Annotated in this window: 25 protein-coding genes and 1 tRNA gene; 14 read left to right on the top strand and 12 right to left on the bottom strand. The window is 55.0% G+C overall.

Annotated features, from left to right (window positions below; all coding sequences use genetic code 11):
- Positions 1-7: 7 nt before the first annotated feature.
- Positions 8-136, top strand: coding sequence for a hypothetical protein (locus tag ACJ8QF_RS05100; RefSeq protein ID WP_016928228.1), 129 nt, complete (start codon positions 8-10; stop codon positions 134-136).
- 63 nt (positions 137-199) lie between these two features.
- Here the strand turns inward: ACJ8QF_RS05100 and ACJ8QF_RS05095 are convergent, their stop codons facing one another.
- The 5 genes from ACJ8QF_RS05095 to cho form a co-directional block, all read right to left on the bottom strand.
- Positions 200-331, bottom strand: a complete 132-nt coding sequence (locus tag ACJ8QF_RS05095; RefSeq protein WP_015377413.1) for a hypothetical protein — start codon at positions 329-331, stop codon at positions 200-202.
- Positions 332-400: 69 nt separating this feature from the next.
- On the bottom strand, positions 401-904 hold the full coding sequence (locus ACJ8QF_RS05090; RefSeq protein WP_004927898.1) for a YlaC family protein: 504 nt from the start codon (positions 902-904) through the stop codon (positions 401-403).
- A 123-nt stretch (positions 905-1027) separates the two neighbouring features.
- Positions 1028-1327, bottom strand: coding sequence for a sigma-S stabilization anti-adapter protein IraP (locus ACJ8QF_RS05085; protein ID WP_286094038.1), 300 nt, complete (start codon positions 1325-1327; stop codon positions 1028-1030).
- Between the two features lie 186 nt (positions 1328-1513).
- Positions 1514-1610: transfer RNA gene (locus ACJ8QF_RS05080), tRNA-OTHER, on the bottom strand.
- A gap of 112 nt (positions 1611-1722) precedes the next feature.
- Entirely contained in the window at positions 1723-2571 is an 849-nt protein-coding gene (gene cho, locus ACJ8QF_RS05075) for an excinuclease Cho (RefSeq protein WP_325962011.1), read from the bottom strand.
- 216 nt (positions 2572-2787) lie between these two features.
- On the opposite strand from cho, the gene ACJ8QF_RS05070 reads away from it, so the two are divergent.
- The 6 genes from ACJ8QF_RS05070 (at position 2788) to ACJ8QF_RS05045 (ending at position 9853) form a co-directional block, all read left to right on the top strand.
- Positions 2788-3993, top strand: coding sequence for an efflux RND transporter periplasmic adaptor subunit (locus ACJ8QF_RS05070; protein WP_325962012.1), 1206 nt, complete (start codon positions 2788-2790; stop codon positions 3991-3993).
- Positions 3990-5927, top strand: a complete 1938-nt coding sequence (locus tag ACJ8QF_RS05065) for a MacB family efflux pump subunit (protein ID WP_131164379.1) — start codon at positions 3990-3992, stop codon at positions 5925-5927. Before ACJ8QF_RS05070 ends, ACJ8QF_RS05065 begins: the two co-directional genes overlap by 4 nt.
- Positions 5928-5930: 3 nt before the next feature.
- Positions 5931-7298, top strand: a complete 1368-nt coding sequence (locus tag ACJ8QF_RS05060) for a TolC family protein (RefSeq protein WP_325962013.1) — start codon at positions 5931-5933, stop codon at positions 7296-7298.
- A 413-nt stretch (positions 7299-7711) separates the two neighbouring features.
- Positions 7712-9214: a glycine betaine/L-proline transporter ProP gene (gene proP, locus ACJ8QF_RS05055; RefSeq protein ID WP_004927916.1), complete on the top strand. Its 1503-nt coding sequence runs from the start codon at positions 7712-7714 to the stop codon at positions 9212-9214.
- A gap of 135 nt (positions 9215-9349) precedes the next feature.
- Entirely contained in the window at positions 9350-9487 is a 138-nt protein-coding gene (locus ACJ8QF_RS05050; protein ID WP_162138956.1) for a hypothetical protein, read from the top strand.
- Between the two features lie 96 nt (positions 9488-9583).
- Complete coding sequence (locus ACJ8QF_RS05045) at positions 9584-9853, top strand: hypothetical protein (protein WP_033633383.1); 270 nt, start codon at positions 9584-9586, stop codon at positions 9851-9853.
- Between the two features lie 57 nt (positions 9854-9910).
- Here the strand turns inward: ACJ8QF_RS05045 and ACJ8QF_RS05040 are convergent, their stop codons facing one another.
- The 3 genes from ACJ8QF_RS05040 to ACJ8QF_RS05030 all read right to left on the bottom strand — a co-directional run bounded on the left by ACJ8QF_RS05040 (position 9911) and on the right by ACJ8QF_RS05030 (position 11304).
- Positions 9911-10462: a hypothetical protein gene (locus tag ACJ8QF_RS05040; protein WP_325962015.1), complete on the bottom strand. Its 552-nt coding sequence runs from the start codon at positions 10460-10462 to the stop codon at positions 9911-9913.
- Positions 10428-10709 (bottom strand): hypothetical protein, encoded by a 282-nt coding sequence (locus ACJ8QF_RS05035; protein WP_325962016.1) that lies wholly within the window; start codon positions 10707-10709, stop codon positions 10428-10430. The genes ACJ8QF_RS05040 and ACJ8QF_RS05035 overlap by 35 nt, the downstream gene beginning before the upstream one ends.
- A 142-nt stretch (positions 10710-10851) precedes the next feature.
- The gene (locus tag ACJ8QF_RS05030; protein ID WP_004927931.1) at positions 10852-11304 is read right to left on the bottom strand and encodes a PaaI family thioesterase; all 453 of its coding nucleotides are present in this window, start codon (positions 11302-11304) and stop codon (positions 10852-10854) included.
- 237 nt (positions 11305-11541) lie between these two features.
- On the opposite strand from ACJ8QF_RS05030, the gene ACJ8QF_RS05025 reads away from it, so the two are divergent.
- A complete protein-coding gene (locus tag ACJ8QF_RS05025; protein WP_004927934.1) occupies positions 11542-12882 on the top strand; it encodes an anaerobic C4-dicarboxylate transporter in 1341 nt (446 codons plus the stop codon).
- 336 nt (positions 12883-13218) lie between these two features.
- Here the strand turns inward: ACJ8QF_RS05025 and ACJ8QF_RS05020 are convergent, their stop codons facing one another.
- The 4 genes from ACJ8QF_RS05020 to ACJ8QF_RS05005 form a co-directional block, all read right to left on the bottom strand.
- Positions 13219-14235, bottom strand: a complete 1017-nt coding sequence (locus tag ACJ8QF_RS05020; RefSeq protein ID WP_149505968.1) for a phage integrase — start codon at positions 14233-14235, stop codon at positions 13219-13221.
- 10 nt (positions 14236-14245) lie between these two features.
- The gene (locus ACJ8QF_RS05015; RefSeq protein ID WP_197816575.1) at positions 14246-14890 is read right to left on the bottom strand and encodes a type VI secretion system-associated protein TagO; all 645 of its coding nucleotides are present in this window, start codon (positions 14888-14890) and stop codon (positions 14246-14248) included.
- A gap of 132 nt (positions 14891-15022) precedes the next feature.
- Positions 15023-15667, bottom strand: a complete 645-nt coding sequence (locus ACJ8QF_RS05010) for a hypothetical protein (protein WP_442537331.1) — start codon at positions 15665-15667, stop codon at positions 15023-15025.
- A gap of 15 nt (positions 15668-15682) precedes the next feature.
- Positions 15683-16078, bottom strand: a complete 396-nt coding sequence (locus ACJ8QF_RS05005) for a helix-turn-helix domain-containing protein (RefSeq protein WP_442537330.1) — start codon at positions 16076-16078, stop codon at positions 15683-15685.
- Between the two features lie 277 nt (positions 16079-16355).
- Here ACJ8QF_RS05005 and ACJ8QF_RS05000 point away from each other — a divergent pair, with 277 nt between their 5' ends.
- The 6 genes from ACJ8QF_RS05000 (at position 16356) to ACJ8QF_RS04975 (ending at position 17966) form a co-directional block, all read left to right on the top strand.
- The gene (locus tag ACJ8QF_RS05000; protein WP_060436649.1) at positions 16356-16559 is read left to right on the top strand and encodes a hypothetical protein; all 204 of its coding nucleotides are present in this window, start codon (positions 16356-16358) and stop codon (positions 16557-16559) included.
- A 9-nt stretch (positions 16560-16568) separates the two neighbouring features.
- Positions 16569-16778 (top strand): DUF4761 family protein, encoded by a 210-nt coding sequence (locus ACJ8QF_RS04995; protein WP_060436647.1) that lies wholly within the window; start codon positions 16569-16571, stop codon positions 16776-16778.
- Positions 16775-17023 carry a hypothetical protein gene (locus ACJ8QF_RS04990; protein WP_149505972.1) on the top strand — a complete coding sequence of 83 codons (249 nt, stop codon included), beginning with the start codon at positions 16775-16777 and terminating at the stop codon, positions 17021-17023. The genes ACJ8QF_RS04995 and ACJ8QF_RS04990 overlap by 4 nt, the downstream gene beginning before the upstream one ends.
- On the top strand, positions 17020-17283 hold the full coding sequence (locus tag ACJ8QF_RS04985) for a hypothetical protein (RefSeq protein WP_060447352.1): 264 nt from the start codon (positions 17020-17022) through the stop codon (positions 17281-17283). The genes ACJ8QF_RS04990 and ACJ8QF_RS04985 overlap by 4 nt, the downstream gene beginning before the upstream one ends.
- A 102-nt stretch (positions 17284-17385) precedes the next feature.
- A complete protein-coding gene (locus tag ACJ8QF_RS04980; RefSeq protein WP_060447354.1) occupies positions 17386-17694 on the top strand; it encodes a hypothetical protein in 309 nt (102 codons plus the stop codon).
- Between the two features lie 74 nt (positions 17695-17768).
- Positions 17769-17966, top strand: a complete 198-nt coding sequence (locus ACJ8QF_RS04975) for a hypothetical protein (RefSeq protein WP_060447356.1) — start codon at positions 17769-17771, stop codon at positions 17964-17966.
- Positions 17967-18117 lie beyond the last annotated feature (151 nt).

Here is an 18117-nt window from a genome sequence, read left to right as displayed (position 1 = left end):
CTTTTAATTGGATAATTTCAACGTGACGCAGCAGGAACAAGAAAAAGACATTCTGGGGAAAATACTGGTGACGGTGTCCGCGCTTTGCCTGATTCTGGTGGCGGCGTTCCTGATCTGGGGATTCGTGCTGGATTGACGCCGCGCGACGCTCAGACATAAAAAAAAACCGCCACGGCGGTTTTTTTTATGGGTCAGGCAATCAGATCTTGCAACCTTCGCAGTCCGCTTCGTCTTCGAGGAACTCGGGGACCTCTTTTACCTTCTGCGCCGCTTTTTCTTCGGCTTTCGCCAGTTCGGCATCGATATCAAAATCGAAAATATCATCACTCATCGCTTGGTCCTCATTCTGCTTCGCGTTCAAACGCTGAGTATAATCGACAAGCCGCCGGCCGGAAACCTTTCAGTTCGCCGCCGCCAGCTGAGACGGCTCATCCTGCGGCTTTTTTCCGTAGGCCATGTCGTACACGTCGTAGAAGTCGATTTCGCCCTTGTTGCCGATGATGATTCGCATCTTCTGTTTCAGCGCAGCGCCGATGGACGGCTCATCCAGCAGCTGCTGCACCGCATAAGGCGACAGCGCGCGGGTGAAGTACCATTCGCCGTTGTAGCAAACTCGCAGATCCAGCACCCCGATGTCCTCGAAGCGGTACACCGGCCGGATCTCGATCAGCAGCATGGCGAACATGAACAGCACGAAAGCGGTGAAGCCCAGGAAGGCATATATCCCCATGTACGGCACCTGATACATCACGGCGATCACCGCGAAGTAACCGGCGAACATGGCAAGGCACAGATAGCGGTGAGTGCGGGCGAATTCGCTGTTGAAGCGCGGCTTGCCGTCCCGCCCTTCGCGCCGATTGATCTGTTCAATCTCTTTAACCAAGATGCTTTTAATCGCGTCCATCGTTACAACCTTATGCTGGAAACAGCATTGCCATCAAATCTCACCGCTAAAAGTAACACAAGTACAGTTTTGCCGGGTAGATCAGTTAGCCAACTTAATGGCGGCAACTGTTATAGTTCGGCTTCAGCGCGGCTGAGTGGCTTTGCCTTGCGCAAACATGAACATGCGCTGGGCGACGTCGTCGGCCTGTTTGATCTTCTGCTTTTGCGGTTCGTTGCTGCGTTGAATGGCGCGGGCGTAAGCGATTTCATGGGCCTGATCGATCATCGCGATGATCCGGTCACGCTCGGTCTTCTCCATATTGCCCAACATGGTGGTGATAATCGCCTGGTAAGCGTTGGACGCGGCGCTCAGCGCTTTCTCTCTCGCCTCAAGGGCGGCGACGCGTTGCAAGAGCTCCTGCAGTTGCTCGGAGTGAGACATATCGACCTCCTGTTGCCGGGCAGCAAGCCTGCCTGATTACAGTTTAGCAAAGGATCGAAAGAGAAAGAGGAAGGAAAGCCAGCGGTTACGGTAAAGCACACCCGAAAATCCCAACGAGGAGCCGATAGTGCAAATCAACCCGGGTGCGCTTTACGGTAAACGCGGTGAGGTGAAGGGAAAGAAAGCTGGCGCGCTATGCAGGACTCGAACCCGCGTCTATCAATTTTCAAGCCAAAACAAGCCATTATAAAACCAATCACTCTGCCAACTGAGTTAATAGCGCGTTCCTTCGCTTCGGGGCGACATTATCCATAACAACATTATGGACTCAAGCTTTTTTAGCATAATGTCATGCATTTACGGATAAATCTTAGGTAATCGATAGCGTTCCGGCATTAAGGCAGCGCAATAATCCGGTAATCGCCGCCGATGAGCGGCTTGCACAGAATCTTGTAGCCATCGCTGTCAAAGTGGCTGGCCGCGCTCTGCAGCAACTTCGCCTGCGCCAGGCTGCTGACCGATCCCAGATAAAACCAATTGTGGATAACATGGTACTGCCGCAGCGCCTCGCCCTGCTCCTCCAGCGCCACGCGTCCGGCGAACGGCCAACAGGCGATGCGCAACTGTTCAAGCGCCGCGCTGAGCCGCAGCGCATGTTCCTGCGCCGACTCCACGCCACAGCAGGCGCCGGCGCACTTGCGCAGGCTGTAGCGGAAACAGGCTCGCCCCGCCGGCAGCTTGTCGATCCCCAGCTTGCCGTAACATAAACGATGCTCGTCGGCGATGGCGCGCAGCTTTTCCAGCGCGGCGTGGCGATTGGCAAACAGCCCATAGAGATCGGGCGTGACAGCGAAATCAATCTCTTTGGCATGCGCTATCGTCACGCTCCCCGCCTGCAAACGCAGCGCACACAGCTGCTTCGAGCGCCGCAGGCGTTTGTTGAACAGCGGCTGTTGCTGCTTGATCAGCTGCGCCTCCAGCAGCAACGCCCCCAGTTCGCCGGCGGTCTCGATAAAGCTGATGCGTCGGGTTTGGCGCAGCATTTTAGCCTCGTCCTGCGCGCGAAAATGCGCCATCACCCGGCTGCGTACGTTGACGCTTTTGCCGATGTAAAGCGGCAGGCTCTCGCTTTGACCGTGAAACACATACACGCCCGGCCCTTTGGGCAACGGCGCCAGGCAGGCGCGCAGGTGCTCCGGGTATTGATAAATGTCGAGTTCCGGCTCGAGGCGGTTTGGCATCATGGCGGTGGCATTATCCTGCTGATGAATGAATACTGGTTTTTTAGCCAGTATAACGCACCCTGCAGCCGGTTGCACACCTGGCGGATAATAACTCACCGTGATCTTTAGCGGGAAAGCCTTTACTATCCCCTTTCCAGCGGGAAAGCGCCTCACGTTTAGCGCCAGTTCAAGCTGGCGCTGCCATGATGGCAGACTGGAACCGCCGCTTTTATCGTTATGGAAAACCTGGGTATGTCATCACTGAAACTCCCCTCCCGCCGTCTGGCGTTGATCGCCGCCATCGTTTTCATCGCCGTCGCCGTCGCGCTGGCCATCTTTTGGCAACGCCCGCCGCCGCAGGATTACGTTACTGCGCCGGCCCGCCTGGGCGATATCGAAAACGCCGTGCTGGCCACCGGGCGGCTGGATGCCATCGAACGCGTCAACGTCGGCGCCCGCGTCTCCGGCGAAGTCAAATCGCTGAAGGTCAAGCTGGGCGATCGCATCACCAAAGGGCAACCGATCGCCGACATCGACGATCTGCAACAGCGCAACGATCTGCGCAACGCCGAGGCGGCGCTGAACGTAGTCAAAGCCAATATGTTAGCCAAACAGGCCTTGCTGAAACAGGCGGAGTCGCGTTTCAAACGCCAGCGCCGCATGCTGAACGACGAAGCCAGTTCGCGGGAAGACTTCGAAACCGCCGAAGCCTCGCTCGCCACCACTCGCGCCGATCTGCAGGCGCTCAATGCGCAGTTGGTGCAATCGCAGATCGAAGTCGAGAAGAAAAAAATCGATCTGGGCTATACCCGCGTGGTTGCGCCGATGGACGGCATCGTCATCGCCGTGGTGACGCAGCAGGGGCAAACGGTCAACTCCAGCCAAAGCGCGCCGACCATCGTCAAGCTGGCGCGGTTGGATATGATGACCATCAAGGCGCAGATCTCCGAAGCCGACATCACCCGCATTTCACCGGGGCAAAAGGCGTACTTCACTATTTTCTCCGATCCGGATAAACGGTACGACGCCACGCTGCGCACCATCGAGCTGGCGCCGGAATCGGTGATGAAAGACGATTCGCTCGCCGGCACCAGCTCCGCGTCCGGTTCCGGCACCTCGAACGCCTCGGTCTATTACAACGCGCTGCTGGACGTACCCAACCCGGAGAACCGCCTGCGCATTGCCATGACCGCGCAGGTTTCCTTACTGCTCGGCGACGCGAAGAACACCCTGCTGGTGCCGATCCAGGCGGTGCATAAAACCGAAGGAAAAATGCAGCAGGTGCAGGTGCTGACTCAGGATCAGCGGCTGGAAACGCGCGAAGTGACCACCGGCATCACCAACAACGTCGATATTCAGATCCTCAGCGGCCTGAAAGCCGGTGAAACCGTGGTGCTGTCACAGCCCGTCGCCAAGTCGGCTGAGGATGGCATCTTCCTGTGAACGCGATCATCGAGCTAAAAGGCATCAGTCGAACCTACACCAACGGCGGTCAGGCGCTGACGGTGTTGAAAGACATCGATTTGACCATCGCCGCCGGCGAGCTGGTGGCGATCATCGGCGCCTCGGGTTCCGGCAAATCGACGCTGATGAACATCATGGGCTGCCTCGACGTGCCGGATCGTGGCGACTACTACATCAGCGGCCAGAACGCCGCCCACCTGTCGCCGGACGAACTGGCCCGCCTGCGCCGCGAGCATATCGGCTTTATCTTCCAGCGTTACCACCTGATGCCCGATCTCAGCGCGCTGGGCAACGTCGAAATTCCGGCCATCTACGCCAACGCCCGGCGCGATCAGCGGCGGCTGCGGGCGGCACAACTGCTGGCGCGGTTAGGCCTGGAGGGTCGCGAAGACCACAAGCCCGGCCAGCTTTCCGGCGGCCAGCAGCAGCGCGTCAGCATCGCCCGCTCCCTGATCAACGGCGGCGAAATTATCCTGGCAGACGAACCGACCGGCGCGCTGGACACCCAATCCGGCCAGGAAGTGCTGGCGATCCTGAGCGAGCTGAATCAGCGCGGCCATACCGTGGTGATCGTCACCCACGATATGAAAGTGGCGCAACATGCGCAGCGCGTCATCGAACTGCAAGACGGCAAGATCATCGCTGACAGCGGCCGCAAATCGGCGTCCGGCCCATCGTTGCCGCCGCCGAACCGCAGCCGGCAAAGCGGCTGGCAACGCCTAATCGACCGCACCCGCGAATCGCTGCACATGGCGCTGAAAGCGATGAACGCTCATCGTCTGCGCACCGCGCTGACCATGACCGGCATCATCTTCGGCATCGCCGCCGTGGTCACGGTAGTGGCGCTGGGCGAAGGCGCCAAACAGCGCACGCTGGAAAACCTCAAAGATCTCGGCACTAACGTGGTAAGCATCTATCCGGGCCGCGATTTCTTCGACGACGCCATCGACAGCATCCGCACCCTGGTGCCGGCCGATGCCGACGCGCTGGCGCAGCAAAGCTTCGTCGACAGCGTCAGCCCGGAAGTAGACGCTTCCGACAGCATCCGTTTTCGCAGCAAATCCGCCACCGCCTCGATCACCGGCGTCGGGCGCGACTATTTCCGCGTTAACGGCGTCGAGCTGTTACAAGGCGTGACTTTCCGCGACGATCGTAATGCGCTGCAGGAAGTGATCATCGACGACAATGCGCGCCAGGCGCTGTTCGGCGATTTCGGCGTCGAGCCGCTCGGCCAGATCGTGTTTCTCGGCTCGGTGCCGGCACGGGTGATCGGTGTGGCGAAAAGCAATCGCAACTACGCGCCCAATCGCATTACTGTTTGGATGCCCTACAGCACGGTGATGTATCGCATGGTAGGCAAACCGACGCTCAGCGGCATCACCGTTCGGCTAAAGGACAATGTCGCCAGCGAATCGGCCGTCACCGCTATCACACAGCTGTTGACCCAACGCCATGGCGTAAAAGATTTCCGTTTGTACAACTTCGATAAAATCCGAAAGTCCATCGAACGCACGTCAATGACTTTCAGCCTGCTGATCCTGATGGTGGCGTCCATCGCGCTGGTGATCGGCAGCCTGGGCGTGATGAACATCATGCTGGTCTCGGTGACCGAACGCACCCACGAAATCGGCGTGCGCATGGCGGTCGGCGCGCGGCGCAGCGACATCATGCAACAGTTCATGATCGAGGCGGTGCTGGTCTGTCTGATCGGCGGCATTTTGGGCATCGCGCTGTCGTTCGCCGCCGGTTCGCTGTTCACCACGCTGGCGGGCGGCATGTTCACCGCCATCTATTCCTGGCAAGCCGCCGCGACGGCGTTTTTCTGTTCAACCTTAATCGGCATGATCTTCGGTTATCTCCCCGCCCGTAAAGCGGCAAGGATGGATCCGGTCGTTTCATTGGCCAGCGAGTAACCCATGAAAATTATCTCTCCCCTGGCGTTAAGCCTCGCCGCCCTGCTCACCGCCGGCTGCGGCAACGCCCTGAAAAGCGACTACCGGGCGCCGCAGATCAACTATCCTGCAGGGTGGCAGCACACCGCCGAAAACGCCACGCCGACGCCGTTCGACTGGCGTGATTTCCACGATCCTGAGCTCGATCGCTGGCTGCAACAGGTGATGGCGAGCAATAACGATCTGGCCGCCGCCGTGCTGCGCGTCTACCGCGCGCGGCTCGAGGCGGAACGCGTCGGCATCAGCACCGCGCCCGGCGTCAGCGCCTCATTAGGCAGCAGCATTAATCGCCCGCTGTCCGAGTCCTCCGCGTGGAATAAAACCAGCAACGCGTCGCTCTCTACGAGCTATGAAGTCGATCTGTGGGGTAAACTGGCGCGCCAGCGCGACGCCGCCGAGTGGGCCAGCCAGGCTTCCGAGCAAGATCTGCAAACGGCGCGCCTGACGCTGCTGGCCGACGCCGCCACGAATTACTGGCGCATCGGCTTCCTCAATCAGCAGATCGACGTCAGCCGGGCGAGCATCGCCTATGCCAAAACGACGCTACGGCTGGCCAACGCCCGTTATCAGGCCGGCAGCATCTCGGCGCTGGACGTGGTGAACGCGGAGCAAAGCTTGCTGACGCAGGAAAGCCGACTGCTGGCGTTGCAGCACGAACGCCAACAGGCGCTGAACGAACAGGCGGTGCTGCTGGGTGCGCCTTCGGGCCAGGCCACCATCGCGCCCGCACGCCTGCCGACGGCGGCGATGCCGCAGATCAACACCGGCATTCCCGCCAGCGTCCTGAGCCGTCGCCCGGATCTCAGCGCTCAAGAGCTGCGGTTGCGCGCCGCCCTGGCCAACGTCGATGAAAAACGTCTGCAATACTATCCCGCGTTCAGCCTGACCGGTTCACTGGGCGCCAGCAGCAGCGCGCTGCTGGAATTCCTGCGCAACCCGACGGGCAGCCTCAGCGCCAGCCTGACGCTGCCGTTCCTGCAGTGGCGGCAAATGGGCGTGGAGATCAAGATCGCCCGCAACGACTATGAACAGCAAGTTCTGGCCTTCAAGCAGGCGCTGTACAAAGCGATGGGCGATGTGAACAATGCGCTGTCACTGCGCACGCAGCTGCTGGCGCAGGAGACGCAGTTGCGCGCCTCATTGGCGCTGGCGCGCAAATCGGAGCGGCTGAACGAGGTGCGCTACCGGCAGGGCGCCGTCACCATTACCGACTGGCTAAACGCTCAGGAGCAACGCCGTCAGGCGGAACTGGTGGTAGACGAAAACCGCTTCGCGCAGTACCAGAACCTGGCGAAAATCTATCTGGAGTTCGGCGGTTCGTCGGCGCCCTAATCCAAACTGCCTGGCCAGTTGGTCAGGCGTTTTTTAGCGGCGAACACATCAATTTTTCCTGTTTTATCTCCCGTACTCTCTATACTTGAAACATCGTCAATCAGACGAAAAACCGTCAAATAGCACAATTATTAGACTATTCTCGCACCAAATCGGTGCAAATACTTAAGTTAAACTGCTGGATTTGATCGCCGCAAGATATAACGTTAAGCTATAGATGCAAAATAATTAGTCACCTAAATGACATAACATTGGCATAAACGACGATATTTTGTGATCCACATCCCAACTTAAATGTGGATAATGAATCGTCTTGAACCGCGATTCGATTAGCCGATTTGATAACTCGAAAACAACAGTGAACGGAGATTACGCTTTCACGAACAACGAATAATTCATTAAGGGATGATTATATGAAGTTAAGAAAAAAACGACATAAACCGATGCACATTAACGACATCACCATCATCGATGACAGCAAACTCAAGAAGGCGATCACCGCGGCGGCCCTGGGCAACGCGATGGAGTGGTTCGACTTCGGCGTATACGGCTTTGTCGCCTATGCGCTTGGCCAGGTCTTCTTCCCCGGCGCCTCTCCCGGCGTGCAAATGATCGCCGCGCTGGCGACCTTCTCCGTGCCCTTCCTGGTGCGTCCGCTCGGCGGCCTGTTCTTCGGCGCTATGGGCGACAAGTTCGGCCGGCAAAAAGTTCTCTCGGTCACCATTATCATCATGGCGGTCAGCACCTTCTGTATCGGCCTGATCCCGTCCTATGCGTCGATCGGCATCTGGGCGCCGATCCTGCTGCTGCTGGCCAAACTGGCGCAGGGCTTCTCCGTCGGCGGTGAATATTCCGGCGCAGCGATCTTCGTCGCCGAATACTCGCCGGACCGCAAACGCGGGTTTATGGGGAGCTGGCTGGATTTCGGCTCCATCGCCGGCTTTGTGATGGGCGCAGGCGTAGTGGTGCTGATCTCCAGCATCGTCGGCGAAGCCAACTTCCTCGACTGGGGCTGGCGCATTCCGTTCTTCATCGCCGCGCCGCTGGGCCTGATCGGTCTCTATCTGCGCCATGCGCTGGAAGAAACCCCGGCGTTCCAGCAGCACGTGGATAAGATGGAGAAAGAGGATCGCAACGCCATCGAAAATCCGCCGAAAACCTCGTTCAAAGAGATCGCGGCCAAACACTGGAAAAGTTTGCTGGTGTGCGTCGGTATCGTGATTTCCACCAACGTGACCTATTACATGCTGTTGACCTACATGCCGAGTTACCTGTCGCATAACCTGCACTACTCGGAGGATCACGGCGTTCTGATCATCATCGCCATCATGATCGGCATGCTGTTCGTACAGCCGGTGATCGGCCTGACCAGCGACCGTATCGGTCGTAAGCCGTTCATCATCGGCGGCAGCATCGGCCTGTTGGCGCTGGCGATCCCGTGCTTCATTTTGATCAACAGCAACGTCATCGGCCTGATCTTCGTCGGTCTGCTGGTGCTGGCGGTGCTGCTCAACTCCTTCACCGGGGTAATGGCCTCGATTCTGCCGGCAATGTTCCCGACGCACATCCGCTACAGCGCGCTGGCGATTTCGTTCAACATTTCGGTACTGATCGCCGGTGCGACACCGACCGCCGCTGCCTGGCTGGTGGAAGCGACCGGCAACCTGTACATGCCGGCCTACTACCTGATGGTTGTGGCGGTAATCGGTCTTATCACCGGTCTGTACATGAAAGAGACCGCCAACAAGCCGCTGCGCGGCGCGACGCCGGCCGCTTCTGACCGTACCGAAGCGAAAGAACTGCTGCAGGAGACCTACGACAACATCGAACAGAAAGTCGAGGACATCAACGCGCAGATCGCCGAGCTGGAAAAGAAAAAGCAGATCCTGATAGACCAGCACCCCAAGCTGGACTGATCGCCACTGAAAGCCACCCGTTTGGGTGGCTTTTTTACTTTGATTTCAAAAGAAATAATGCGCAGCGCATTTTTATGACAATCAGGATTGGTGGTACGCTTTGCCGCACACTCTTTATTGATGAAGAACATGATCATGAGCAAAATGGACCTTCCCATCATCATCGGCATCCTGGTGATGCTGACCCTGTGGCTCGGCGCGCTTTTCAACATTGGCGATATCACCTTCAGCATTTCACGTCTGTTTCACTGGATTGAAAGCCAACGCGGCTAACCCGACGCCGCCGCAGGCGGTGGGAAACTTCGGCTATGATTGATAGACGTTACGCCATTTTCCGAGACTGTCGCTCGCGATAAAGAGGACCGCATCATGACCGACTATGAGTTCTACAATCAGATCCTGACCCGCCTGGCCGCCAATCACCCCGGCACGCTGGATGAAAAAACCTACGAACTGTGGAAGCAGGACGCCACCAGCCCGCACGCCTTCGCCGATCCCTTCGCCTATCTTAAAACCAAGGGGCTGATACAAGCCTATGTGATGAGCGACATTGACGAGAACAACTATGATATCGATCCGCACCAAACGCGGATCACCACCGCCGGTCTCGAGTTCATACGCAACGGCGGGTTTAAGTAAACAACAAAAAACCGCCGGGCGGCGGTTTTTTATCCTAAAAAGCCTGCGGCCGGTGGTTCAGGCGGGGAAAGGCCGATAAAAAATGCGCAGCACTTCGTTGTCGCCCTGGCGTAAAAAACCGCCTTCCGGCTGCCAGCGCAGATCGCGCGCCAGATTGAGATTTTCCCAACCGACCGCGCCGCCCACGCCGATGCAAAGATTTTTATTGCCCGCGGCAAATCCCGCACCGGTGCCGATCATGGCATGCAGCAATCGGGGCGCCACCGCGTCGCGCATGGAAAATATACCGATAAAACATCCCTGCGGCGCGCGCAGCATATCCGCCATGGTGCGGATCTCGGTATCATCAGGGCTGACGAAATGTTTATATTGCTTATCGAACACCGTCAGCCACAGCTGCTTGTATTTCGCCTTGCTGAGCGCGCCTGAACGGTGAGCACAAAGCACCACCGCATCCCAGCACATCTCCCCGCTCAACGAAAGGTACTCTTCCGTATCGGCTTGCGGCTTGTCGGCGTAATGCCGCGCAAACTCAGCCGCATTCAAATGCGGCGGCACGGCCTGTTTGGCAACGTCACTCTTGTAGCGCTTGAAATTCAACCAATGCATGGGGAGTATCCTCTTCACCCGCGAGATTAATGAATCTGAAACCGTGGATGAGACGAGCCATCACATCCAGGGCGTCGTCGGCGATGGCGGTTTCGTCGTCATTCAGCCCCTGCGCCACCGACCGCTCAATCGCGTTCATCACCGCCGGAGCGCTGGTTTCTTCCCCCTGCGCAACCACGGCTAATACGGCTTTGCCGATCGCCAGACAAAGCTCATGATCAAACTCAACCTCTTTATACGGCTGCATAATCACCCCGATAAATTTTCACCCAAGAATACTAGACCACAATGGCGTATCGCGCCTGCCATCGTAGCGCAGCAAGGTATGCAGCCGAAGATAAATGCATCCGGCTCCGGGTTGATAACCCGAAGCCCGATAAAAAAGCAGGTTATTGCGGTGCTTGTTCGGTGGGGCGAATAATAAAGCAAGTGGCGGTTGCCGAAGCCAGCAGCTTCCCTTCCGCCGTTTTGAGCGTGCCTTCAGCAAAAGCGACGTTCTTCGCCGCATAGACCAGACGCCCCTCAGCGATCAGATCAGTTTCCTTCGGCACAGGGCGCAACATTTTAACCTGCAGATCGACGGTGCCATAGCCAATCCCCGCGCCCAGCGTACTGTGCACCGCGCAACCGGTCACCGAGTCCAAAACCGTGGCGGCGAAACCGCCATGTACGCCCCCCAGTGGATTCAGATGGCGCCCGTCGGCCCGCGCCGCGATGCGAATATACCCCTCTTCCACCGCGACCGGTTTCATGGGCACGGTTTCAGCGATCGAGGCCGGTGGGATCTTGCCAGCCATCGCAGCCTGTAATAACGCCAGCCCGGTCATTTTTGTCGGATCCATTGCTCTCTCCTCTGGTGGTAAACCGGTTATATAGGAGAGGTCTGACCTCTTAACTTGCTTTTTCGTGCTGATGTCGTCAGCCGCCTGCTCTTCAGATCCTCTGAACGTGACCGTCATCACTCTTTAGAGCTAATAACCACAATTTTTTAGCGCCTTTAGATTTAAAACAACTTTCTACTGTAAACACCGCCGGAAACTGAACGCAGTTAAGTTCAACATTATTAAGGCGTATCTATCATGGATTTCTTTCTGCAATTAGCGGTTATATTGGCATGCCTGCTGTATGGGGCGCGTAAGGGCGGCATTGCGCTGGGGTTACTGGGCGGTATCGGTTTGATGATCCTGGTGTTTGGCTTTCACCTGCAGCCCGGCAAACCGCCGGTAGACGTGATGCTGGTGATCATCGCGGTGGTGGCGGCCTCCGCCACCCTGCAGGCCTCAGGCGGGTTGGACGTCATGCTGCAGATCGCCGAGCGGATGCTACGGCGCAACCCGCGTTATGTCTCGATCATCGCCCCCTTCGTTACCTGCATTCTCACTATCCTGTGCGGCACCGGCCATGTGGTGTACACCATCTTGCCGATCATCTATGACGTGGCGATCAAAAATAATATCCGCCCGGAACGGCCGATGGCGGCCAGTTCGATCGGCGCGCAGATGGGCATTATCGCCAGCCCGGTCTCGGTGGCGGTGGTGTCATTGGTGGCAATGCTCAGCAGCTACACCTTCAATGGCCGCCATCTGGAATTCCTCGATCTGCTGTCTATCACCATCCCTTCGACGCTGTGCGGCATTCTGGCGATCGGCATCTTCAGCTGGTTCCGCGGCAAAGACCTGGACAAAGACCCGGAGTTCCAGAAGTTCATCTCGGTGCCGGAGAACCATCGCTATGTCTACGGCGACGCCGCTACCCTGCTGGACCGGGTATTGCCGCGCAGCAACTGGATCGCCATGTGGATTTTCCTCGCCACCATCGCCCTGGTGGCGGTGCTGGGGGCCTTTTCCGGCCTGCGGCCCAGCTTCGGCGGCAAGCCGCTCTCCATGGTTCTGGTGATCCAGATGTGCATGCTGATGGCCGGGGCGCTGATCGTTATCATCACCCGCACCAACCCGGCGTCTATCTCTAAAAACGAGGTGTTCCGTTCCGGCATGATCGCCATCGTGGCGGTGTATGGTGTTGCCTGGATGGCGGAAACCATGTTCGGCGCGCACCTGGCGCAGATCGAGGCCACACTGGGCGTGCTGGTGAAAGAGTACCCCTGGGCCTATGCGCTGATCCTGCTGCTGGTGTCGAAATTCGTCAATTCGCAGGCTGCCGCGCTGGCGGCGCTGGTGCCGGTGGCGCTGGCGATCGGCGTCAACCCGGCCTATATCGTCGCTTCAGCGCCGGCCTGTTACGGCTATTACATTTTGCCAACCTACCCCAGCGATCTGGCGGCAATCCAGTTCGATCGCTCCGGCACCACCCGCATCGGCCGCTTCGTGATCAACCACAGCTTTATTCTGCCAGGCCTGATTGGCGTCAGCGTCTCCTGCGTCTTCGGCTGGATCCTCGCTGCGGCGTTCGGTTTCTTATGAGTTGTACTTCGGAGCCCTGCGGGGCTCCCTGCAAGCTGGATGACAATCCATGGGTATAAGGCATGACAAGACAGGAAGAAATGCGGGGGTAATGCGAATTACAGAAACAAAAAAACCGCCTCTCGGCGGTTACGACATTACTACTTATTGCTTTGATTATTCGGTATTTTTATTCCCTGGTACCCGGGGCGGGACTTGAACCCGCACAGCCATAAGCCGAGGGATTTTAAAAACTATCCAAGGCTTTTAAAAATCATAACCTTATGATTTAAAAGATAAGGATGATTAGGCATAGTTGAGCTTTGTTGTGCGTATGCGATTTTTATCGCCACTGTTTTAAGCCTCCAAACGCTCAGCTCCTAGGCTGTCAAATGGATTGAGAGAAATCGCGGCCTCCAGGTGCTCAGGCGCAAAATGCGCGTATCTCATCGTCATTGTGATCGAGCTATGTCCCAGTATCTGCTGCAGCACCAGAATATTACCCCCGCGCATCATAAAATGACTTGCGAACGTGTGTCTTAAAACGTGAGTGCGCTGCCCTGCTGGAAGCTCAATGCCTGCACGCTTCAGAGCGGAACCGAAAGCCTCATAGCATGGGGTGAAAAGATTGCCTCTCTTTCTGGGTAGTAATGCCTGCACTTTGGCAGATATTGGAATGGTTCTATTCTTCTTGCTTTTTGTCTGGGTAAAGGTAAGGCGCCCGGGCATTACCTGAGATTGCTTTAAATCTTGAGCCTCACTCCAGCGCGCGCCAGTCGCTAGGCAAACGCGAACCACAGCACCAAGATCTTTATTTGCAGACTCGTCACAAGCATCAAGTAGGCGTTGAATCTCATCGTCATATAAAAATGCCAGCTCCTGATCGCCTTCGCGGAATTGACGAATGCCATCAAGTGGGTTATCCCCCTGCCACTCTCCGAGACGTTTCAATTCAGAGAATACAGCATGCAGGTATGAATATTCCCGATTAACTGTGGCCTCTTTCAGCTGTTTTTTCCCTTTCGGATTCCAATCACCGCGCAACCGACGCTCGCGGTAGATGGCAAACATGTTTTTATCGAATGTGTCGACCAGTGGATCACCAAGACGCTCACAGATGGCCTCCAGCTTAGCCTTTCTCTCTTCTCCAGAAGTGAGAGATTTGCCGTGCATTTCGTACCAACGTGAGACGAGATCAGATAGCTTTTGAGTGTTGGCCTCAATGTTTGAGCCATGAGCATCACTCATGATGCGGCGCTCATACGAGAGCGCCTCACCTTTCGTCGCTCGTGTTACCCGAATTCTCTTGCCAGAAGCACCGTAGGGGTAACACTCACAAAGCCATTTACCCGAAGGCAGTTTACGTACTGTCATATGTGTTTTGTCACCATTTGCACGCATGTCTGAGGGGTTTTATAGCCTCTGACAAGCCAGAAAGATCGAAAGTGGCATCAATGGCATTTTCACTATACGGTACAATTTGGAGATAGAGTTTCTTGCTATTCATTAGCTTCTTAATCGTGGGAATTGCATTTCCGCGGTAAAATACAGATTTATTATCTGTCGAAATTGTATACATTTTTTGAGTGGCCTTATCCGCATCAATCCGCTGAATCATCCTTGCTTGGTCTGTGCCTAAGAATACTCCCCAACTTACGAAAAGCTCTGTTTTAGCTTCTCTACAAACAGCATAAAGAGACGGGTTTAAATATTCGCCATACGGCGTTCTGATCGTATTGGTTGATGCAAGACTTACAAAAACATTCCACGAATCATCGATTTGGGACTGCATCTTCTCAATCTTCCATCCCCCAACATCTCCATCCGGAAGTCCTGACTGTAGGCCTTCGGGTTCTTTTTCTTTGGATGCATCGTTTTTAGACATCAAGTCATAGCATTGCAAGCGCTGGATGTTATCTTTTAGTGATCTGCATTCTGAAGCCGTCGGGTTCTGTGTGTCTTGTGCATAAACGTGTGAAGCATAAGAGAGGATTGCCAAAGGTATAATTTTTGCTAATAATTTTTTCATTTATTCACCAATAAATAATAATGAAACTAAATTTTTCATGTGAAGTGGTTCTACGTCTAATACAATTTTGGGAGTCAGTGAAATATGAAGTTGTTCTCGGCAAAATTGTAATCTCCACATTTAATCAATGAGCTAAATTCCAAGAATGATAAAGTCGATAATCACAGGGACGGAAAAGCCTAAGAGAAATAAAAATGCCGTGAAACCAGGGTTATCCCAAGCCAAACGCCCCCACTGCACAAACACGGGTACTTTTTTGGTAACCTCGTTGCTTATACCGCGTTCCTGATCCAGCCACAACAATGCTTGCTGAAGTTCGATGCGCTGAAGGTTTTTTAGGTGGCTTGAACCAAAACTTTTTCGGCAATACTGCAAAAGGTCATTGTAGCGATCTGTGTTGGCACTGATTTTTAGCAATGCAGATATCAGTTCATTCTTTTGGGATTTCTCTCGGCATAAATCCAATTGTGCCTGAAGGTAACTATAAGCAGGTTGATATTGACTAACAGTCATTTCTTCTACACTTCTGACGCCTATTTCTGCATGGACTCGATGCCATACCTCGTAACCTTCTTCATTCCCTGCTTCCGCTACAGCGAGAATCAATTGGTGGAGCTGTTTACGCTGAGCGGGAACCAATGGCCGAGTGTCTTTTTCTACAACAGGGGCAGTTATGTTGACAAAGTCCCTAGCTATATAATTTTCTGCCGTTATACGCTCTTCATGGAAATCGTTGCCAGCAACCCTGTTATGCCTACCCTTAGAATCACTCCCCATAGAGTCCCTCCTGAACTATTTATTCTTGTACTCATGAAAGTCACGTCCAGCAATCCTTTGGCCGCTTCCACCGCTTACGCTTATTGCTTTGGAATCTGCAACAGAGCTACCAGCGGTAAGAGCAGCGAGTGCAGCCGCCTTAACAGCCAGTGGGGCCGCCCTGAAATGCCCAAGTAGTTCTTGCTCATCATTAGTTAAGGATTCAGCAGACCGAACGCCAGTAACCACATACAGCACATCTAAGCCAAATTTTGACAATGCCAACAGATACTCAGCATCAGGACTGTTGTCGCCTTTTTCGTACTTGAGCTGGGTTTGTTTTCTAACGCCGCCAAGATCCCCCATGGCAACTTGTGTAAATCCTAGGCGCTCTCGTTCCTCTCTCAATCGAGTTCCGATACTTATTTTCATCTCTTTTCTCTTGACTGGTACGTTTTTTCGTACCAGAATGATTTTCACAGACACTTAGCAGATCACAATATACCACTATGAAACAAGAACTCCATGAGCCCCGCTCACGTTTGCCTCGTGGGATTGCTGCAAAAAATCCAATTCCTATGCGCTTGTCGGAGGATGAGCGCGCCGAACTCGAGGCAATCGCCACACGCGAAAGCCGATCCAGTTCAAGCATGGCGCGCCTGATCTTTCTTCGCGGGCTTGAGTCATTCACAGCTGAATGAGGCGCGGTATGGGAAACGTAACTATCAACATATCTGTACCAACCGGCTACGTCTCGCTCGAACGCTATGCCGAAATGGTTCAAATCCCGTTGGCCACCTGCCGCCGTATGGTTCGTGACGGAAGGATAATCATCCGCCCGAAAAATAAGGCAAAGGACAAGGTTGAGGTCAATCTCGTCGCCATGTTGAAAGATGCCATCGACAACAGCTGAGATCCCAATATGGACGCGCAAAACAAAGCATTGATACAGCTATCGAAACATACTTTCGTTTATCGCGGGTTCACGATTCAGAAGTGCCCGCGCCATAGCGAAACGAATCGCACGGCCTACCAGCTGGTTAGCAACGGGGATTACTTCGGTCGTGATTTCGCGCTGGCGGAAGCCATGCGCACCGTGGACAAGATGATCAACGGTAAGAGGCCAGCATGAGCGGCAACCCATTCTACGACGCAGCAAACGCCGTGATCGCTCAATACGACAAGCGCATGCAGTACATGAAACCAGCGCGCGCGGTCGGAGAATCGGCGAATGCTGTGCTCAATCTCGGACGTATCGCAGACGCCGCGCGCTATGCCGGCCACCCTGCTGCGAGCATCGTTATCGAGAACGCCGCGAAGTATTGGCAGTGCTACGGCAAAAAGCCGGCGACATTTTCAGAGGACACACCAGCATGAAACAGCCTTACCGCATTCTGATCGACACGCTGCTGCTGCAGTACCACACCAAAGCGACCAATCTGCACAGCGCTTCCGCTGTGGCGCCAGAGGTTCGCCAGGTATCACTGAACGATTACGCCTTCCGCCTGTACATCGGCCTGACTGGCCTGTTGAGTACGGCAGAGGCTGCTGGCGATGGCCCGGCCGCCGCCGTTATCGATCACTTGATCATGCGCTGCAACAACGGCGATATTCCGCAACCTGAAATTTCAGCTTAGCCGGGTACACCCGGCCCTATCTGAGAGCGCATCTCAACCTTTAACGGTGGGTGATTGGCGTCACGGGATGCGCTCCCAGATAGGCAACAGTGTGAGGCTTTTATGAGCATGACAGTTGAGCAAATAAAATCCGGTGAGCGTTTCGTCAATAACGCCAAGTCATTACTGGCGCGCGCTAAAAACAAAAATCACACTGCCTGTTTTTATAACAAGCTGATGGCGAGTGAAAAAAAAGCCATTTGCACATTAGGTAATATTGATAGCCGCATAAAGCTAACGGCTCAACACATCGAAATGAAGTTCGAGGAAATGAGTTACGCAGAAAGGCGAGCCGTCTTCCGAGGGATAAAACTTCTACAAAAGTTAAATCGCGATATCCCGTCATTAATAAACATTACTGACTGCGATTAATTAAACCGCGTTGTTAAAAATAATGCCGCCTTCATGGTGGCGGGTTTCTTACACCCAGAAATCAGGAGGGGGATATGCAAGACGACGAATTACACAAAGCGTTTATGAATGCCCGCCGCTCTGAGCGGCTGCAACTGCTTGAGCTGTTGGAAAGCAAACTTGACCGACTGGCTGCGGATAACTTCACCCGCGACCAAGTATTAAACACGTTGAAGGACTGGATCAATATCCGCCGGTCTACCGACGCACCCAAAGTGGAGAAGCCTCAATGATGGCTTTCTGCTTCACTCTCGCCGCCATTTGGGCGGTTGTCGCGTTTGGGTTGGTTGGCTGGGTTGCCTACCGTTATTGCAAATTCTGCCGCGCCTTTAATCGCGCGGCATCCGTTCCACCTGAATTACGTAATTACGATTAATTGAATCG

The sequence above is a fragment of the Serratia sp. CY81684 genome (assembly GCF_052166595.1).
GTDB lineage: Bacteria > Pseudomonadota > Gammaproteobacteria > Enterobacterales > Enterobacteriaceae > Serratia > Serratia nematodiphila.
Note: the sequence above shows the minus strand (reverse complement) of the source record. Positions and strands in the feature narration are given on the sequence as shown.

Coding starts and splice junctions, on each gene's coding strand:
- ACJ8QF_RS05095 (WP_015377413.1), bottom strand. CDS start 331: ATGAGTGATGATATTTTCGATTTTGATATCGATGCCGAACTGGCGAAA.
- ACJ8QF_RS05090 (WP_004927898.1), bottom strand. CDS start 904: ATGGACGCGATTAAAAGCATCTTGGTTAAAGAGATTGAACAGATCAAT.
- ACJ8QF_RS05085 (WP_286094038.1), bottom strand. CDS start 1,327: ATGTCTCACTCCGAGCAACTGCAGGAGCTCTTGCAACGCGTCGCCGCC.
- cho (WP_325962011.1), bottom strand. CDS start 2,571: ATGATGCCAAACCGCCTCGAGCCGGAACTCGACATTTATCAATACCCG.
- ACJ8QF_RS05070 (WP_325962012.1), top strand. CDS start 2,788: ATGGAAAACCTGGGTATGTCATCACTGAAACTCCCCTCCCGCCGTCTG.
- ACJ8QF_RS05060 (WP_325962013.1), top strand. CDS start 5,931: ATGAAAATTATCTCTCCCCTGGCGTTAAGCCTCGCCGCCCTGCTCACC.
- proP (WP_004927916.1), top strand. CDS start 7,712: ATGAAGTTAAGAAAAAAACGACATAAACCGATGCACATTAACGACATC.
- ACJ8QF_RS05050 (WP_162138956.1), top strand. CDS start 9,350: ATGAGCAAAATGGACCTTCCCATCATCATCGGCATCCTGGTGATGCTG.
- ACJ8QF_RS05045 (WP_033633383.1), top strand. CDS start 9,584: ATGACCGACTATGAGTTCTACAATCAGATCCTGACCCGCCTGGCCGCC.
- ACJ8QF_RS05040 (WP_325962015.1), bottom strand. CDS start 10,462: ATGCATTGGTTGAATTTCAAGCGCTACAAGAGTGACGTTGCCAAACAG.
- ACJ8QF_RS05035 (WP_325962016.1), bottom strand. CDS start 10,709: ATGCAGCCGTATAAAGAGGTTGAGTTTGATCATGAGCTTTGTCTGGCG.
- ACJ8QF_RS05030 (WP_004927931.1), bottom strand. CDS start 11,304: ATGGATCCGACAAAAATGACCGGGCTGGCGTTATTACAGGCTGCGATG.
- ACJ8QF_RS05025 (WP_004927934.1), top strand. CDS start 11,542: ATGGATTTCTTTCTGCAATTAGCGGTTATATTGGCATGCCTGCTGTAT.
- ACJ8QF_RS05020 (WP_149505968.1), bottom strand. CDS start 14,235: ATGACAGTACGTAAACTGCCTTCGGGTAAATGGCTTTGTGAGTGTTAC.
- ACJ8QF_RS05015 (WP_197816575.1), bottom strand. CDS start 14,890: ATGAAAAAATTATTAGCAAAAATTATACCTTTGGCAATCCTCTCTTAT.
- ACJ8QF_RS05010 (WP_442537331.1), bottom strand. CDS start 15,667: ATGGGGAGTGATTCTAAGGGTAGGCATAACAGGGTTGCTGGCAACGAT.
- ACJ8QF_RS05005 (WP_442537330.1), bottom strand. CDS start 16,078: ATGAAAATAAGTATCGGAACTCGATTGAGAGAGGAACGAGAGCGCCTA.
- ACJ8QF_RS05000 (WP_060436649.1), top strand. CDS start 16,356: ATGGGAAACGTAACTATCAACATATCTGTACCAACCGGCTACGTCTCG.
- ACJ8QF_RS04995 (WP_060436647.1), top strand. CDS start 16,569: ATGGACGCGCAAAACAAAGCATTGATACAGCTATCGAAACATACTTTC.
- ACJ8QF_RS04990 (WP_149505972.1), top strand. CDS start 16,775: ATGAGCGGCAACCCATTCTACGACGCAGCAAACGCCGTGATCGCTCAA.
- ACJ8QF_RS04985 (WP_060447352.1), top strand. CDS start 17,020: ATGAAACAGCCTTACCGCATTCTGATCGACACGCTGCTGCTGCAGTAC.
- ACJ8QF_RS04980 (WP_060447354.1), top strand. CDS start 17,386: ATGAGCATGACAGTTGAGCAAATAAAATCCGGTGAGCGTTTCGTCAAT.
- ACJ8QF_RS04975 (WP_060447356.1), top strand. CDS start 17,769: ATGCAAGACGACGAATTACACAAAGCGTTTATGAATGCCCGCCGCTCT.